Annotated in this window: 12 protein-coding genes; 7 read left to right on the top strand and 5 right to left on the bottom strand. The window is 60.3% G+C overall.

Features of this window, described 5'->3' with window-relative positions:
• Positions 1-8: 8 nt before the first annotated feature.
• Positions 9-779 (bottom strand): DsbA family protein, encoded by a 771-nt coding sequence (locus ACN0VH_RS14760; RefSeq protein WP_278924283.1) that lies wholly within the window; start codon positions 777-779, stop codon positions 9-11.
• Positions 776-2152 (bottom strand): M48 family metalloprotease, encoded by a 1377-nt coding sequence (locus ACN0VH_RS14755; RefSeq protein ID WP_417701014.1) that lies wholly within the window; start codon positions 2150-2152, stop codon positions 776-778. The genes ACN0VH_RS14760 and ACN0VH_RS14755 overlap by 4 nt, the downstream gene beginning before the upstream one ends.
• On the opposite strand from ACN0VH_RS14755, the gene ACN0VH_RS14750 reads away from it, so the two are divergent.
• The 6 genes from ACN0VH_RS14750 (at position 2151) to ACN0VH_RS14725 (ending at position 11355) form a co-directional block, all read left to right on the top strand.
• Positions 2151-3296, top strand: a complete 1146-nt coding sequence (locus ACN0VH_RS14750; protein ID WP_417701013.1) for a pyridoxal phosphate-dependent aminotransferase — start codon at positions 2151-2153, stop codon at positions 3294-3296. The genes ACN0VH_RS14755 and ACN0VH_RS14750 overlap by 2 nt on opposite strands.
• A gap of 165 nt (positions 3297-3461) precedes the next feature.
• Positions 3462-4661: an N-acetylmuramoyl-L-alanine amidase gene (locus ACN0VH_RS14745; protein WP_417701026.1), complete on the top strand. Its 1200-nt coding sequence runs from the start codon at positions 3462-3464 to the stop codon at positions 4659-4661.
• Positions 4662-4800: 139 nt separating this feature from the next.
• Positions 4801-7305, top strand: a complete 2505-nt coding sequence (locus ACN0VH_RS14740) for a penicillin-binding protein 1A (RefSeq protein ID WP_417701012.1) — start codon at positions 4801-4803, stop codon at positions 7303-7305.
• Between the two features lie 452 nt (positions 7306-7757).
• The gene (gene prfB / locus ACN0VH_RS14735) at positions 7758-8882 is read left to right on the top strand and encodes a peptide chain release factor 2 (protein WP_278924278.1); all 1125 of its coding nucleotides are present in this window, start codon (positions 7758-7760) and stop codon (positions 8880-8882) included.
• 233 nt (positions 8883-9115) lie between these two features.
• Positions 9116-10528 carry an amidase gene (locus ACN0VH_RS14730; RefSeq protein ID WP_417701011.1) on the top strand — a complete coding sequence of 471 codons (1413 nt, stop codon included), beginning with the start codon at positions 9116-9118 and terminating at the stop codon, positions 10526-10528.
• A 62-nt stretch (positions 10529-10590) separates the two neighbouring features.
• On the top strand, positions 10591-11355 hold the full coding sequence (locus tag ACN0VH_RS14725; RefSeq protein WP_417701010.1) for a DUF2189 domain-containing protein: 765 nt from the start codon (positions 10591-10593) through the stop codon (positions 11353-11355).
• A 40-nt stretch (positions 11356-11395) separates the two neighbouring features.
• On the opposite strand, the gene ACN0VH_RS14720 is transcribed toward ACN0VH_RS14725, so the two are convergent.
• Positions 11396-12154, bottom strand: a complete 759-nt coding sequence (locus tag ACN0VH_RS14720) for a helix-turn-helix domain-containing protein (protein WP_417701025.1) — start codon at positions 12152-12154, stop codon at positions 11396-11398.
• A gap of 254 nt (positions 12155-12408) precedes the next feature.
• On the opposite strand from ACN0VH_RS14720, the gene ACN0VH_RS14715 reads away from it, so the two are divergent.
• A complete protein-coding gene (locus ACN0VH_RS14715) occupies positions 12409-12849 on the top strand; it encodes a hypothetical protein (RefSeq protein ID WP_278924275.1) in 441 nt (146 codons plus the stop codon).
• A 108-nt stretch (positions 12850-12957) separates the two neighbouring features.
• Here the strand turns inward: ACN0VH_RS14715 and ilvN are convergent, their stop codons facing one another.
• Both ilvN and ACN0VH_RS14705 read right to left on the bottom strand, forming a co-directional pair.
• Positions 12958-13518: an acetolactate synthase small subunit gene (ilvN, locus tag ACN0VH_RS14710; protein WP_278924274.1), complete on the bottom strand. Its 561-nt coding sequence runs from the start codon at positions 13516-13518 to the stop codon at positions 12958-12960.
• A 114-nt stretch (positions 13519-13632) separates the two neighbouring features.
• Positions 13633-15384 carry an acetolactate synthase 3 large subunit gene (locus tag ACN0VH_RS14705; RefSeq protein WP_417701009.1) on the bottom strand — a complete coding sequence of 584 codons (1752 nt, stop codon included), beginning with the start codon at positions 15382-15384 and terminating at the stop codon, positions 13633-13635.
• Positions 15385-15534 lie beyond the last annotated feature (150 nt).

Below are 15534 nucleotides of genomic sequence, written 5' to 3'. Positions count from 1 at the left end.
GGTCGCGATCAGCTGTTTTCTTCGCGCTGTTCGTCGACCAGGGCTTTCAGCTGATCGGCCGGCAGGTAGCCGCGCAGCAGCTGGTCGCCCAGAACAAAGGTCGGCGTGCCCGAAATCGCCAGGTTCTGCGCCAGGGCGCGGGTGCGGCGCAGTTCTTCTGTGACGGCCTCGGTATCCATTGCGGCAATAATCGCATCTGCATCCAGCGAGAGCCCGTCGGCCAGACGGCGCAGGGTGACCTCGTTTGGCTCTCCGCCCATCGCGATCAGGGCGTCATGCACCTGTTCATAGGCGTCGTCGCCCGCCACCTGCTTGGCCGCCACCGCAAAGCGCGAGGCAAAGACAGAGGCTTCGCCAAGGATCGGGAATTCCTTGACGATCAGGCGGATGTTGCCATCGGTCTGCAACAGCTTGGCAACCTCGGGGGCGGCCTTGCGGCAATAGCCACAGCGATAATCCATGAATTCAACCAGGGTGATATCGCCCTCGGGGTTGCCACCAACCCAGGAATAGCCGTCATTGTACAGCTCTTCCATATTGGCCGCGACCATGGCTTCGTCGCGGTTGGCCTCTTGCGCGGCCTGCTGTTGTTCCAGCAGGTTGACGGCCTCGATGATGACACCGGGGTTTTCCATCAGATAGGCACGCACCTCTGCGCCAAAGGCCGCGCGTTCATCTTTGGACATGGCACCCAGATCAAAGGCCTGCGCCGGCAGGCTGCCCAGCCCCAGCATCAGGGCGGTTGTGGCCCCAGTGACCCTGCGTGAGAGAGATTTCATCGTCGTTTCCTTTTCTGACTTTGTTCATAGGCCACCAAGACATCCTGGGCCCGCCGCCAGGTGGCAGACCCACGCGGCAAGAGGGCGGTGGCACGTTTGGCGTGCAGGCCTGCATCGTCCAGACGCCCGGCAAGGGCATAGCGTTCGGCGGTTACCACAGCTGCCATTCCGTTTTGACCGGTCTTGGCGTAGGCCTGTGACATATCCCGCAGCAAAAGCGTATTGCGAAAATCCAGATTGCGGGATTTTTCCATCGTCTTCAGGGCCTCGCGCGGCGCTCCGGCGGCGAGTTGCGCCCGCCCATAGCTGGCCAGGAGCAACGCATCTGACGGGACCAGCTGCACGGCCCGTGCCAGGCTATTCTTGGCGGCGTTCCAGTTGCGGTGTTCAAACAGAATCTGCCCCTTGAGATCGTGGTAATAGGCATCATTGGGCCGGATTGCCAAGGCAGCATTGATCGCGCGCAGCGCCTTTGACAGGTTGCGGCGCCTGTGATGGGCGATGGCTTCGCGCATAAGCTGGATGTCTTTATGGCTCTCATCCGTGGCGCGACGCAGGCTCCATTTCGGCGCGCGGGTAAAGCCCGATAGCTTGCCGCGTAGCCGCGCAAACCAATAGTCTGCCTGCGGGTTGGGATGGGGGGCGGCACCGGTGGCGGCAACAAAGGCCTTGGCAGCGCGAATCCGATCCCGGCTAAGCGGGTGCGAGCGCATGTAGGGATCCTGGTGGGCGGCGCTCAGGACCTCTTGTCCGGCAAAGAGCTGGTGTACATCGACCAGGCCCTGCGGATTGATCCCGGCTGCTCTTAGATAGCTGGCAGCTGCCCGATCAGCCGAGGATTCTTCAGCGCGGGTATGGGATAAAAACCCCCGCAGTGCAGAGGTTTGACTGCCAATAGCGATTCCCGCTGCGGCCTCGGGAGAACCGCTTGCCGCGGCCAGCGCGGCCAGCGCCAAGCCAAGCCCGGCCGCCGATCCTGCTGAGCGCATGTTCTGCATCCGCCGCGCCAGATGGCCGTTGCTGATATGGGCCGCCTCATGGGCGATCACCGCTTGCAGCATTTCGGGGCTGGTGGATTTGAGGATTAGGCCAGAATGCAAAAAAATCGTCCGGCTGTCCAAGACAAAGGCGTTGAACTGCGAGTCGTTCACCACCAGCACACGCACCCGTTTTGCATTCAACCCTGCGGCCTGCAGCACAGGCGCGGCCAGTCTCAACAGGCCCTGTTCGATATCCGCATCCCGCAACAAGGTAATAGAGGCTGCCTGCACTGCGGCGGCAGTATACAGCAGGGCACAAAACATCAGGGCCGGGATTGACGCCAGGCGGGAGAAGCGGTCAAAAGTCATGCGCGCACCATGGGAGATGAGCATGCGAAACTCAAGCCGGTCAAACGTTGATCCCTTCATTGTGATGGATGTCATGGAGGCCGCCCGCCAGGCCGAAGAAAAGGGTCGCCACATCATCCACATGGAGGTGGGCCAACCGTCAACCGGTGCGCCAATGGCGGCGCGGCGCGCGCTGGCGGATGCGCTGGAAAACAATGCCTTGGGCTATACCGTGGCGCTGGGGCTACCCGCCCTGCGGCAACGTATCGCGCAGCTTTATGGTGAATGGTACAACGTCGATCTGAACCCAGAGCGGGTGGTGGTGACACCGGGTTCTTCCGGCGCCTTTCTGCTCAGCTTTACCGCGCTGTTTGACAGCGGAGACCGGGTTGGCATTGGCGCGCCGGGCTATCCGTCTTATCGTCAGATCCTCAAGGCGCTGGGGCTGACCCCGGTGGATATTGAAACTGCAGCTGAAAACCGGCTGCAACCGGTGGCCGCCGATCTGGCGGGGCTTGATCTGGCCGGGCTGATGGTTGCGTCGCCCAACAACCCCACTGGCACCATGCTTGACCGTGCAGCCATGGGGGCTCTGATCGAGGCAACGCAGGCCCAGGGGGCTGCGTTCATTTCCGATGAAATCTACCACGGGCTAGAGTATGAGGCCAAGGCGGTCACCGCGCTGGAGCTGACCGACGACTGCTATGTGATCAACTCCTTTTCCAAGTTCTTTGCCATGACTGGCTGGCGCGCCGGCTGGATGGTGGTGCCCGAAGATCACGTGCGGGTGGTCGAGCGGCTGGCGCAGAACATGTTCATCTGTGCGCCGCATGCCAGCCAGGTGGCCGCGCTTGCGGCTTTGGACAGTCAGGATGAGATGCGCGAAAACCTGGCGGTTTATGCGCGTAATCGCCAGTTGATGCTTGAGGGGCTGCCAAAGGCGGGCTTTGACAAGATTGCGCCGCCGGACGGGGCATTTTATGTCTATGCCGATGTGGCGGATCTGACCTCTGATAGCCGCAGCTTTGCGGCGGAAATCCTTGAAAAGGCTGGGGTTGCCGTGACTCCTGGGCTGGACTTTGATCCAGTACGCGGCGCAACGACGCTGCGGTTTTCCTATGCGCGGTCAACCGAAGATATCACGGAAGGGCTGGCGCGGCTGGCCCAGTTCATGGCAACGCGTGGCTGAAATCCGCGTGCGGTGATGTCGGGCGCAGGGATGCTGTGCTTGCGCCAGGTTCTGGCCTAGGGTGCAGCCATGAAACAGAGAAAGCAAAGCATGGGCAAAGTCATAGTGAAGGCATTTTTGATGGCAGCGGTGCTGGCTTGCATGGGGGGGGGCAGCGGTGGGCTGATGATATCGCAGGCCCGCGCGCAGGGGGCCGCTGCCGGGCAAGTCTTTAGCGGTCTGGCCCGTGTCGATCCCGCAGTGTCGCGTATTGCCGATGCGGGAGCTGGGGCTGATATCCGCCTTGGGCTGAGCCAGGGGGTGCCCTATCGGCTGTTCACCCTGGACGGGCCGCCCCGGTTGGTGTTGGATTTTCAAGAGGTCGACTGGACCGGGCTGAAATCTGACGAGCTGCTGTCGGGGGCGCAGATTACCTCGGTCAAGTTTGGCACCTATGTGCCGGGCTGGTCGCGCATGGTGCTGGCCCTGTCTGGGCCGATGGCGGTAGAGGCGGCGGCGCTTGCGGTGGATCCGGTGACATCTGCGGCGGTGCTGGATATTTCGCTGGCGCCAAGCGATGCAGAAGATTTTGCCAGAGTATCGGGGGCGCCACATGATGCACGCTGGGATCTTCCGGTGCCGCAGGCCTTGGATATTGTCCCGCAACGAGATGAAAACGCCCCCCTTTTGGTGGTTCTTGATCCCGGTCATGGCGGCATTGATCCCGGTGCCGAGGCGGCAGGCGGGATTATGGAAAAGGATCTGATGCTGCAATTCGCGCTGGAGCTGGGCGAGGTTCTGGTCCGATCCGGTCAATTTGCGGTGCAGGTCACCCGCGATGGCGATTACTTTGTCTCGCTAGAGCGGCGCACGGCGCTGGCCCATCAGGCCGGGGCAGATTTGTTTATTTCGTTGCATGCGGATTCCCTGACCCAAGGCCACGCGCAGGGCACAACCGTTTATACTCTGTCAGCCGAGGCAACGGATGCAGCCTCGGCAAGCCTGGCCGAACGCCATGACCGGGCCGATCTGCTGTCGGGCACCGATCTGAGCCATACCGATGACAAGGTAACCGGGGTGATGCTGGATCTGGCCCGGCAGGAAACCCAGCCGCGCAGCATTGCCTTGGCGCAGGCGCTGGTGGCCGGGTTGCAGGCGCAGGGTGGTCCTCTCAACCGCAAACCACAGCGCTCGGCCGGCTTTTCGGTACTGAAATCGGCAGATATCCCATCGGTTCTGGTTGAAATCGGCTTTCTGTCCAGCGACCGCGACCTGGCCAACCTGCAAAACCCCGCCTGGCGCCGCCAGACTGCGGCGGCAATGTTGAAGGGGCTGATCGATTGGCGTATCCGGGATGACGCGCAGCGCGCCCTGGTCCGGCAATAGCCGCAGCAGTCTAGATATGATCCGCGGGGCGTCTGAGGCGGTTTTTCCCCCTTCTATGGCATTTTTCCGCTGTTTGTGCTTTTGACCCCACGCCCCCGGGCTCCTATATAGGCGACACCTCGCGAGAAAGGCCGCATCCGTGCTCAGGTTTATACTATCCTTCTTTGGATCCATCTTTAGTACCATCACCCTTGGCATTGCCATGGTGGCGCTGACCCTTGGGGCGGTATTCTGGATCTATGGTCGCGACCTGCCCAGCCATGAATCCCTGTCGCAGTACCAACCGCCCACCATCAGCCGGATCTATTCGGGCGAGGGGAGGATGATTGACGAATTTGCCAAGGAACGGCGCCTTTTCACCCCGTCAGAGGATATTCCCGATCTGGTGAAGCAGGCCTTTATTTCCGCCGAGGACAAGAATTTCTATAGCCACCATGGCTATGACGCCCGCGGTATCGCCGCCGCCGCCTTCGAGGCGGTACGCTCGCGCGGGGATAATGTGCGCGGGGCCTCGACTATTACCCAGCAGGTGATGAAAAACTTCCTGTTGTCCGGCGACCGCCGTGCCGCGCGCAAGATCAAGGAGATCATCCTGGCCACCCGGCTGGAGGAGACGCTCGACAAGGAACGGATTCTGGAACTCTATTTGAACGAGATTTTCCTGGGACAGAATTCCTACGGTGTGACGGCTGCGGCGCAGACCTATTTCAACAAAACCCTGGGCGAGCTGGCCCCACATGAGGCGGCGGCGCTGGCCTCTATGCCCAAGGCGCCGTCGGATTATCACCCGGTCCGCCAGAGGGAGCGTCTGCTGGCGCGCCGCAACTATGTGCTGCGCGAGATGCGCGAGAACGGCTACATCTCTCAGGCGGTGTATGACGTTGAAGTCGAACAGCCGCTGCGTTCAGTGCAGAATGGCGATTTCGCCAGTTTCCGCACCACATTGCCGCCGCGCGATTATTTCTCGGATGAGATTCGCCGCCAGTTGTCGGAAAACTTTGGCGAGGGAGAATTCTTCACCGGTGGCCTGTCTGTGCGGGCCACTATTGATGCCGAGATGCAGACCGAAGCGGCAGATGCGCTGCGCACCGGCCTGCAAAAATACGACCGCTCACGCGGTGTCTGGATTGGCACTGGTGTGACCCTGGAAGAGGCAGACCTGGCGGATGAAGCCAGCTGGCGCGCGGCGCTGTTGTCGGCAGAGGTTCCACGCGACATCACCCTTGGCGGCAAATGGCTGCCAGCGGTTGCGCTGGAGGTGGGCGACAAGGCCCTGGTGGTTGGCGTCGAAGGCGAAGAGGGCACCGGTGAGGTGCCGCGCGATGATATCAAGTGGATGAAGGGCAGCTTCAAGGACAATATCAGCCGCGGCGATGTGGTACTGGTGCGCGCCGTGCGTGGCGAAGACGGCAGCCTGAAACACTGGTCCCTGCGGCAGGTGCCAGAGGTGCAGGGCGGCTTTGTCGCCATGGATGTCAACACTGGCCGGGTTCTGGCGATGCAGGGCGGGTTTTCCTACCAGCATTCGGTGTTCAACCGCGCCACCCAGGCGCAGCGACAGCCGGGGTCCAGTTTCAAACCCTTTGTCTATGCGGCGGCACTGGACAGCGGCTATAGCCCGGCGACCATCGTTGTGGATGCCCCGATCGAGATCAACACCCCGCAGGGCCTGTGGCGCCCCAAGAACTCTTCCAACAAGTTTTATGGCCCTACACCGCTGCGCACCGGGATTGAGCGAAGCAGGAACCTGATGACCATTCGTCTTGCACAAGAGGTTGGCATGCCGGTGGTTGCGGGCTACGCGGAACGCTTTGGCGTCTATGATGATATGGGGCCTTTCCTTGCCAACTCGCTGGGGGCGGAAGAGACCACCTTGTATAAAATGGTGGCGGCCTATGCGATGTTTGCCAATGGCGGCGAGCGGGTGCAGCCGACCCTGGTGGACCGGGTGCAAGACCGTTATGGCCGCACCATCTATCGCCATGATGATCGCGACTGCGTCGATTGTTCCGCCCCCGGCCTGGCAGCGGGGCAGGCACCACGTATTGTCACCAATCGCGAACGGGTGATGGACCCGATCACAGCCTATCAGCTCAGCTCTATGATGAAGGGGGTGGTGGATCGCGGCACGGCCTCTAGCGTGATCGACCTGCCGGTGCCAACGGCGGGCAAGACTGGCACCACCAATGATTCCCGCGATGTCTGGTTTGTTGGCTTTACCTCCAATATCGTCGCCGGCTGCTATATGGGTTTTGACCAGCCACGGCCGATGGGCCGCGGTGCCTATGGTGGCACCATGTGTGGCCCGGTTTTCCAACAATTCATGGAGGTCGCGACTGAGAAATTTGGCGGCGGCCCGTTTGAGGTGCCTGAGGGCGGTCATTTCATCAAGATCGACCGCTACACAGGCGCACGTCTGCCCGACAGCGCCTCTGGTGCCTATGTGGTGGCAGAGTATTTCCGCGATGGCGCCGAGCCGATCTTTGGTCTCGCCTTTGATGGTGGTTTTGCGATGGGATCGGATCTGCCGCTGCTGGAAGAGGTGCAACAGTCTGGCCGTCAGGTCACCACCTCAAGCGGTGGCACTGCGGTGCTGGGCCCCAAGGCCACCTTTGGCACCATCACGTCGGGGGGGCAGTACTAAGGGCAGGGGACAAGCCATCCTGCCTGCGCCCGCCTGCGGCGTGCGACGTTTTCATGCCTCCGGCGGAGGTATTTCTGGTAAGATGAAAGCGGTAGGTGCAGGCTGCGTTGGGCCGTACGGCATAAGGCCTGTATCTGTGTTGCCTCGCGCTGCGGCGAGGCAGGCTGTCCTTGTCAGAGCTGGCGATCAGCGATGTTCCCATCCTGACAAGGGCGCGAATCATTGCCGTTGCTGCCACTTCGAAAGCCGCTTTTTCCAGAAAGGCCAGTCGGCTTGCCATCCGTCATGTTGGGGTGTCACTATTGGTAAGCTTGCAAAGCCAGCTGTCGGGTTTTGCGAGGCCATGACGCCGGGGGCGGTTTGAATTCCCTGGGCCGGGGGCGGTGCGCTGCTTGCCCGCAGGGGCCGCGTGGTCTATCACCCTTGCTTGATACGTAGTTCAAGGACATGACATGCGCGCTGAAACCCAAAACACCGTGGCCGAGATCGAGAAGTCGCTGGAGCTTCTGGCTCAGCGTCTGAATTGGGAAACGGCCGAATATCGCCTGGAGGAGTTCAACGCGCGGGTCGAAGACCCCAATCTGTGGGATGATGCCGAGGCGGCGCAGAAACTGATGCGCGAGCGGCAGAACCTGGTCGATGCCATTGATACCTATAAGGGCATAAAGCAGGATCTGGCGGACAATATCGAGTTGATCGAACTGGGGGAGATGGAAGAGGACGGCGAGGTCATCGCGGATGCCGAAGAGGCGCTGAAGGCGCTGAAGGAGACGGCGGCGGAGAAAGAGCTTGAGGCCCTGCTGGACGGTGAGGCTGACAGTAATGACACCTTCCTTGAGATCAATTCTGGTGCCGGTGGTACTGAGAGCTGCGACTGGGCCTCTATGCTGGCGCGGATGTATGTGCGCTGGGCTGAGAAAAAGGGCTATAAGGTTGAGCTGCAATCGGAGAGCGCGGGCGAAGAAGCGGGTATAAAATCAGCGGCTTACAAGATTTCTGGCCATAATGCCTATGGTTGGCTGAAATCTGAAAGCGGCGTGCATCGCTTGGTGCGTATCTCGCCCTATGACTCGGCTGCGAAGCGTCATACCTCGTTCAGCTCTGTCTGGGTGTATCCGGTGGTGGATGACAATATCGACATCGAAGTGAACCCGGCGGATATCCGTGTTGATACCTATCGTTCCTCTGGTGCGGGGGGGCAGCACGTAAACACCACCGATTCTGCGGTGCGGATCACCCACCACCCCACCGGGATTGTGGTGACCTCGTCGGAAAAATCGCAGCATCAGAACCGTGATATTGCCATGAAGGCACTGAAATCGCGGCTGTACCAGCAAGAGCTGGACCGGCGTAACGCTGCCATCAACGAAGCGCATGAAAACAAGGGCGATGCAGGCTGGGGCAGCCAGATCCGGTCTTATGTCTTGCAGCCCTATCAGATGGTCAAAGATCTGCGCACCAACCATGAAACCTCGGACACCAAGGGGGTGCTGGATGGTGATCTGGATGGCTTCATGGCGGCAACCCTGGCGTTGAACGTGGCCGGCAAGAGCCGTTCTGAAGCGCAGGGCGACTAGCGCCAAGCGGGCGCAGTGTGACGCCGGGGTTTGCCCCGGTACAGCTTTGGGGACGACCTGGCGGGCGTGAGGAAACTCTTGCGCCCGTTTTTATCTGCCTCGGGCGCGTCGTCAGCGCGGCGGCGCATCACACTGATTTTCAGTGAAAATGAAAGCTGCAGCGCGGGTGCGGCTTTTCAGGCGTGCCTTTGCCCGCTAGGCTGATTTTCAAATAAGTCAGGAGCAGGACTGCAATGTACGACCCCTATGGATCCGCGCAAGAATTGGTGCAGCAACTCAATACTGGTGCCCTGAGCGCAGTAGAGGTGATGCAGGCGACACTGGATCGGATCGACGCGCTGAACCCCGCCCTGAACGCCGTTGTTGCCCTGCGCCCGCGCGCTGAACTGATGGCCGAGGCTGCAGCTGCGGATCAGAAGGCCGAGCGCGGCGCGCTGCACGGGCTGCCCCTGGCAATCAAGGATCTGGCCAATGTGCGGGGCATTGCCTCGACCCAGGGATCGCCGTTGTTCAAGGATTTCATCCCTGATGCGGATGAGCTGTTCGTGGCGCGGCTGCGGGCTGCGGGGGCGATTATGATCGGCAAGACGAATACGCCGGAATTTGGCCTCGGTTCGCAGACCTTCAACCCGGTCTATGGTGCCACCGGCAATCCCTATGATCCGGCGCGCAGCTGTGGCGGATCTTCGGGCGGTGCGGCGGTGGCGTTGGCAGCCGGGCTGGTGGCGCTGGCGGATGGATCTGACATGATGGGCAGCCTGCGCAATCCGGCGGGCTGGTGCAATGTCTACGGGTTTCGCCCGACCTGGGGCTGGATCCCGGCAGAGCCGCAGGGCGATCTGTTTTTACACCCGTTGTCCACCGTGGGGCCGATGGCGCGCAGTCCGCAGGACATTGCCCTGTTGCTGGATGTGATGGCGGGGCCGGATCCGCGCCAACCGCAGGCGCGGGGCAGTTCTGCCACCCTGCCGCTGCCGGATGCCAAGCCGCAGCGCATTGGCTGGCTGGGCGATTGGGGCGGTGCCTTCCCGATGGAGGCAGGCATCCTGTCGACCTGTAGCGCCGCGTTGGAGGATCTGAGAGCATTGGGTCACCGGGTTGAACCCGTGGCGCCGCCCTTTCCGGCAGAGCAAATCTGGCAGTCCTGGATCACCCTGCGCTCTTTTGCGGTGGCAGCGGGGCTACGCCGGTTCGATGACCAGCAGCGCGCAGCGCTGAAAGACACCGCCATATGGGAGCTGGAGCGCGGCCTTGCCTTCAGTGCTCAGCAGATCCAGGCGGCCTCTGATATTCGATCCAATTGGCAGCGCCGGGCGAGCGAGCTGTTTCAAGACTTTGATGCGCTGGTGTTGCCCACGGCGCAGTGCTGGCCCTTTGCGCTGACCCAGGATTACCCGCGCGAGGTCGCAGGCACAGAGATGGACAGCTATCATCGCTGGATGCAGGTGGTCACCCCGGTCAGCCTGCTGGGGCTGCCCTGCCTGGCGGTGCCTGCCGGCTTTGGTGCGGCTGGGTTGCCAATGGGGCTGCAAATCTTTGCGCGTCAGGGGCAGGATCGCCAGTTGCTGGCGCTGGGCCAAGCCTATCATCAGGCAACCGGCTGGCCACAAAAGTCGCCACCACCAGGATCCGCGCCGAACAGTTGATGCGGCCAAAGACCTACAGTCCAGGTCGATAGAGATCAAATCTTCTGGGGAGGAGAACACAGATGGCGGAAAAACCCTTTGGCCTGCCAGAGCTGCGGCCAATGCAGGCGAATATTCTGAAACAGGCGCTGGTCCTTGGCTGGCAGGATTTTTGCCGCAAACCCGCCTATGGGCTGTTTTTTGCCGGGGTCTATGTGGCGGCGGGCTGGTTGATGAGCTGGATCACCCTGCAAACGGGCACCACCTTTTGGCTGGTGCTTGCGGCCATTGGCTTTCCGCTGATTGGCCCCTTTGCCGCCGTGGGGCTTTATGAAGTGTCGCACCGGCTGGAGCAGGGCGAACCGATGAACCCCTCTGCCATTCTGGGGGTGATCCTGCATCAGAGCCGCCGCCAGTTGCCCTCGATCTGTGCGATCATCATCGTGGTCTTTCTGTTCTGGTTCTTCCTTGGCCACATGATTTTTGCCCTGTTTCTGGGGCTGACAACGATGACCAATATTTCCAGCTCGCTAGAGGTGTTCTTGACCGCCAATGGCCTGATGATGCTGGCGGCTGGCAGCCTAGTTGGCGCCCTCTTTGCGCTGCTTCTCTATATGATTACGGTGATTTCCCTGCCGCTGCTGCTGGACCGGGAGGTGGATTTTGTCACTGCAATGATTGCCAGTTTTACCTATGTGCAGCGCAATTTTCTGCTGATGATGCTTTGGGGGCTGGGGATCGCGGTCTTGACCTTTGCGGCGCTGTTGCCGGGGGTTGCCGGGTTGTTCCTTGTTCTGCCGCTGCTGGGGCATGCAACCTGGCACCTCTACCGGTTGATCGCCCACTGACAACGCATTGACCGCTGCCCCGATGTGCCAGAGCGGCAGGTCAGTAAAACGGATCGTCCGGGCGCAACAGATGGCGATGATAGGGTTGCAGATCTTCGGCATCGGCAAAGCCTGCGCTGCGGGCGGTATTCAACGCCGGCCCCATTTTCTGTCCAAGATGTTCGTAGACCATGCGGGTGACCCGCTCTCCGCTGCCATCGCGTACGGTGCGCGCGACATAGCCAAGCCAGAAGTTATTCTCAATCGAGCTGATCCGTGACAGATAGTTGAAAGAATAGGTCATCGCATTGCGCCGCGAGAGGACAAAGGCGACACCATCTTCATGCGCGGTTACAAGGCCGCGAAATTCGCGCATCCTCGGCGTTTCCGGCAAGCCCTGAAAGCGCATGGAGTCGCGGGCCTCATAGCCTTTGATGAATGTGGCTGTGTTGGTTGAATGGAACACATAGACAAGACCAATGATGAATTTGTCACTGTGAATGAAACTGCGCCGGGTAAAGCGGTAAAATCCGGTTGGGAACATGGCCTCAGTCAACTGAGAGATACCATGGCCCAGAAAACCGGCGAGAAAGGGGCTGTCCAGCACCACCGGTTGACGCCCGATTGTGTCGACCGGCTCAAGCAGGATGCGCGCGTCCACGTCAAAGAAGGCGCAGATCCGGTCCAGTGTATCTGGGCGCGGAAAGCTTTCGCCGGACATGTAGCGGTTAAACTGGGTTCTGTTGATCTCTAGGCGGCGGGCCAGTTCAGAAATCGACGGATAGTTTTGCGCCAGCTGACGCAGATTGGTGCCAAACATATTGCGCAACTGCACTGGCGACCGGACCCGACCGCCATCGGTTTGATCTTTTCCGTCGTGGGGTTCTGGCATCTGGCGCTATGTGTCCTGTTGCTGTCGGGGTCTAGTGGATACGAATTCGTGACATCCTGGTTCAATTCTGTGTCAGAAGACTAGCCGGGGTGACACAAAAAGCAATGGTTCGACGCAGTTTTGACGATGTTTAATCCCTTCATTTGCAGCACACTTGTATTACCCAAGATACGAGGTCCGAAATGATTGGAATAGTTCTTTGGAGTGATGCTGCCGCCGGGAAGGGTGTTATCTGGTGTGAAGACCAGGGAGACCTGGCCTTCTATATCCATCGGGGCACCTGTGAAGACCACAAATTAGGTATTGGCGATTGGGTGAGCTTTGAGTTGATCCTGGCTTCTGATCTGCGTTTGGCGCGCGATCTCCGGGTTCTAGAGGAACCTGGTTGCCCAGAGCTGGTTGCCGATCTTGTTGCCTGTGGGCGCGGTGGCATGCCGCTGCCTGCGGATGACCTTGTTGCATCTTGGGAAGATCACAGCCTGGACATTGCGGTCTGTGATGCAGGGCAGGGCGGCTTTCCGGTGCCGCCGACGTCCTGGTCGCAGGGGCCAGCTCTGGCGCGTGACGACCCGAAGGTCGTGCGCTTTCCCACCCGGCATACCAGACGGCGGCGCAGTGCCTGACGGCTCATCCTGCGCTTGATGCGCTGGCGCGTATCGGCCAAAATCCCAATGAAAAAGGCCAGTCCGAAGACTGGCCTTGATACTGGAAAAGGCAGCGGTTGCAGTGTCTCAGCTACCGCGCAGCAGGGCGGCAACGCCGGTGCGTGCCACGTCGGTCAGGCCCAGCGGGCGCATCAGATCGGCAAAGGCATCGATTTTTTCCGGCGCGCCAGTGATCTCAAAAATGAAGCTGTTCAGGGTGCTGTCGACGACATTGGCGCGGAAGATATCGGCCAGACGCAGGGCTTCGACCCGCTTGTCGCCATCGCCCACCACCTTGAAAATCGCCAACTCTCGTTCAACCGAGTCACCCTCAACGGTGAGGTCATGCACTTCGTGTACCGAGACGATCCGGCCCAGCTGCGCCTTGATCTGTTCGATCACCTGCGGCGTGCCGGTTGTGACGACGGTGATGCGTGACATATGGCCGGTATGATCGACCTCGGCGACGGTCAGGCTTTCGATGTTGTAGCCACGCCCGGAAAACAGGCCGATCACACGGGCAAGGACGCCGGGTTCGTTTTCGACCAGAACGGCCAGGGTGTGTCTTTCTTCCTGGTCGGAAAAGGTTGGGCGTAGGTTATAGGCAGAATGCCGGGTAGAGCCTTTTTTGATGTGTAGGGCAGACATTGATGTCCCTTTCTAAAATTCATGCCATGGGGCCTATGGGCCTCGAAGGGCGGCCAACGGGGGCCAAACTGGGCGCCGGGCGTGATCGCCCGGCGCATGTGGTGAATGGCAGGCCTAAACCAGAACCGCGCCGCCAGCCTGGATGGCGCCCTGGGTGTCGGCCTCTCCCATCAGCATTTCATTATGGGCCTTGCCCGATGGGATCATCGGGAAGCAGTTTTCGTGCTTTTCCACCAGGCAATCAAAGATCACCGGGCCATCATGGGTGATCATCTCCATGATCGCATCGTCCAGATCTGCCGGATCTGAGCAAATGATGCCCTTGGCGCCAAAAGCTTCGGCCAGTTTCACAAAATCGGGCAGCGATTCAGACCAGGAATGGCTATAGCGTTCCCCGTGCAGCAGTTCCTGCCACTGGCGCACCATGCCAAGGCGTTCATTGTTGAGGATGAACTGTTTCACCGGCAGGCGATACTGGGCGGCGGTGCCCATTTCCTGCATGTTCATCAGCCAAGAGGCCTCGCCGGCGACGTTGATCACCAATGCATCGGGATGCGCCATTTGCACCCCGATAGAGGCCGGGAAGCCATAGCCCATGGTGCCCAGGCCACCGGAGGTCATCCAGCGGTTGGGATCTTCAAAGTTGAGATACTGCGCTGCCCACATCTGGTGCTGGCCCACTTCGGTGGTGATATAGCGATCATGGTCCTTGGTCAGGGCCTCCAACCGCTGCAGGGCATACTGCGGCTTGATGGTTTTTTCCGACCCAACATAGGCCAGGCAGTTGACCTTGCGCCATTCGCTGACCTGTTCCTGCCATTTGGCAATGGCCTCGCGGTTGACCTTGCGGCCACGCGATTTCCAGACTTTCAGCACATCTTCAAGCACATGGCCCACATCGCCAACGATGGGAATGTCGATGCGGATCACCTTGTTGATCGAAGAGGGGTCGATGTCGATATGGGCCTTTTGCGAATTGGGGCTGAAGGCGTCGATGCGGCCAGTGATACGGTCATCAAACCGGGCGCCGACATTGATCATCAGATCGCAGTCGTGCATCGCCAGGTTGGCCTCATAAAGCCCATGCATCCCCAGCATACCCAACCAGTTGTCGCCCGAGGCCGGATAGGCACCAAGCCCCATCAGGGTCGAAGTGATCGGAATGCCGGTGGCATCGACCAGTTCGCGCAGCAGCTGACAGGCGGCAGGACCAGAGTTGATAACGCCGCCGCCGGTATAGAATACGGGCCGCTCGGCGGTCTCGATGGCGGCGACCAGCTCGGTGATCTCTTCCATGTCGCCCTTGACGGTCGGCTGATAGCGCGAACCGGTTGGTTTCGCCGACTGATAGGTGCCAGTGGCAAACTGCACATCCTTGGGGATGTCGATCAAAACGGGGCCGGGGCGGCCAGAGGTGGCGACATGAAAGCCTTCGTGCAGGGTTGCAGCCAGCTTGTCGGTGTCTTTCACCAGCCAGTTGTGTTTGGTGCAGGGGCGGGTGATGCCAACGGTGTCGGCCTCCTGAAAGGCATCAGAGCCGATCATGAAGGTTGGTACCTGGCCGGTAAGCACAACCAGCGGAATGGAATCCAGCAGCGCATCGGTCAGCCCGGTCACCGCATTGGTGGCCCCAGGCCCCGAAGTCACCAAGACAACGCCGGGCTTGCCGGTGGAGCGGGCATAGCCTTCGGCGGCATGGACCGCGCCCTGCTCGTGACGCACCAGAATGTGGCGAATGTCATTTTGCAGGAAAATTTCGTCATAAATCGGAAGTACGGCGCCACCGGGATATCCGAAGATTGTGTCCACGCCCTGTTCCTTCAGGGCTTCGACTACCATTTTTGCGCCGGTCATTTCACGTGTCATCTGCTTTTTGCTCCAATTGGCGGCATCGTCCATTACGCATAAAAAAAGCCTCCGCTTATTCAAGGGGAGGCGCATGGGTTTGATTGTGGTCTACCGTTACCGGCCCATGCGCTTGGTTCCTACAATTACGACTAGGCTGGTCATGGCCAG

This window comes from Pseudophaeobacter sp., assembly GCF_048267565.1.
Taxonomy (GTDB): Bacteria; Pseudomonadota; Alphaproteobacteria; order Rhodobacterales; family Rhodobacteraceae; genus Pseudophaeobacter; species Pseudophaeobacter profundi.
Note: the sequence above shows the minus strand (reverse complement) of the source record. Positions and strands in the feature narration are given on the sequence as shown.

Excerpts from the sequence above, each read along its gene's own strand:
- ACN0VH_RS14760 (WP_278924283.1), bottom strand. The coding sequence starts at position 779 with ATGAAATCTCTCTCACGCAGGGTCACTGGGGCCACAACCGCCCTGATG.
- ACN0VH_RS14750 (WP_417701013.1), top strand. The coding sequence starts at position 2,151 with ATGCGAAACTCAAGCCGGTCAAACGTTGATCCCTTCATTGTGATGGAT.
- ACN0VH_RS14755 (WP_417701014.1), bottom strand. The coding sequence starts at position 2,152 with ATGCTCATCTCCCATGGTGCGCGCATGACTTTTGACCGCTTCTCCCGC.
- ACN0VH_RS14745 (WP_417701026.1), top strand. The coding sequence starts at position 3,462 with ATGATATCGCAGGCCCGCGCGCAGGGGGCCGCTGCCGGGCAAGTCTTT.
- prfB (WP_278924278.1), top strand. The coding sequence starts at position 7,758 with ATGCGCGCTGAAACCCAAAACACCGTGGCCGAGATCGAGAAGTCGCTG.
- ACN0VH_RS14730 (WP_417701011.1), top strand. The coding sequence starts at position 9,116 with ATGTACGACCCCTATGGATCCGCGCAAGAATTGGTGCAGCAACTCAAT.
- ACN0VH_RS14725 (WP_417701010.1), top strand. The coding sequence starts at position 10,591 with ATGGCGGAAAAACCCTTTGGCCTGCCAGAGCTGCGGCCAATGCAGGCG.
- ACN0VH_RS14720 (WP_417701025.1), bottom strand. The coding sequence starts at position 12,154 with ATGTTTGGCACCAATCTGCGTCAGCTGGCGCAAAACTATCCGTCGATT.
- ACN0VH_RS14715 (WP_278924275.1), top strand. The coding sequence starts at position 12,409 with ATGATTGGAATAGTTCTTTGGAGTGATGCTGCCGCCGGGAAGGGTGTT.
- ilvN (WP_278924274.1), bottom strand. The coding sequence starts at position 13,518 with ATGTCTGCCCTACACATCAAAAAAGGCTCTACCCGGCATTCTGCCTAT.
- ACN0VH_RS14705 (WP_417701009.1), bottom strand. The coding sequence starts at position 15,384 with ATGACACGTGAAATGACCGGCGCAAAAATGGTAGTCGAAGCCCTGAAG.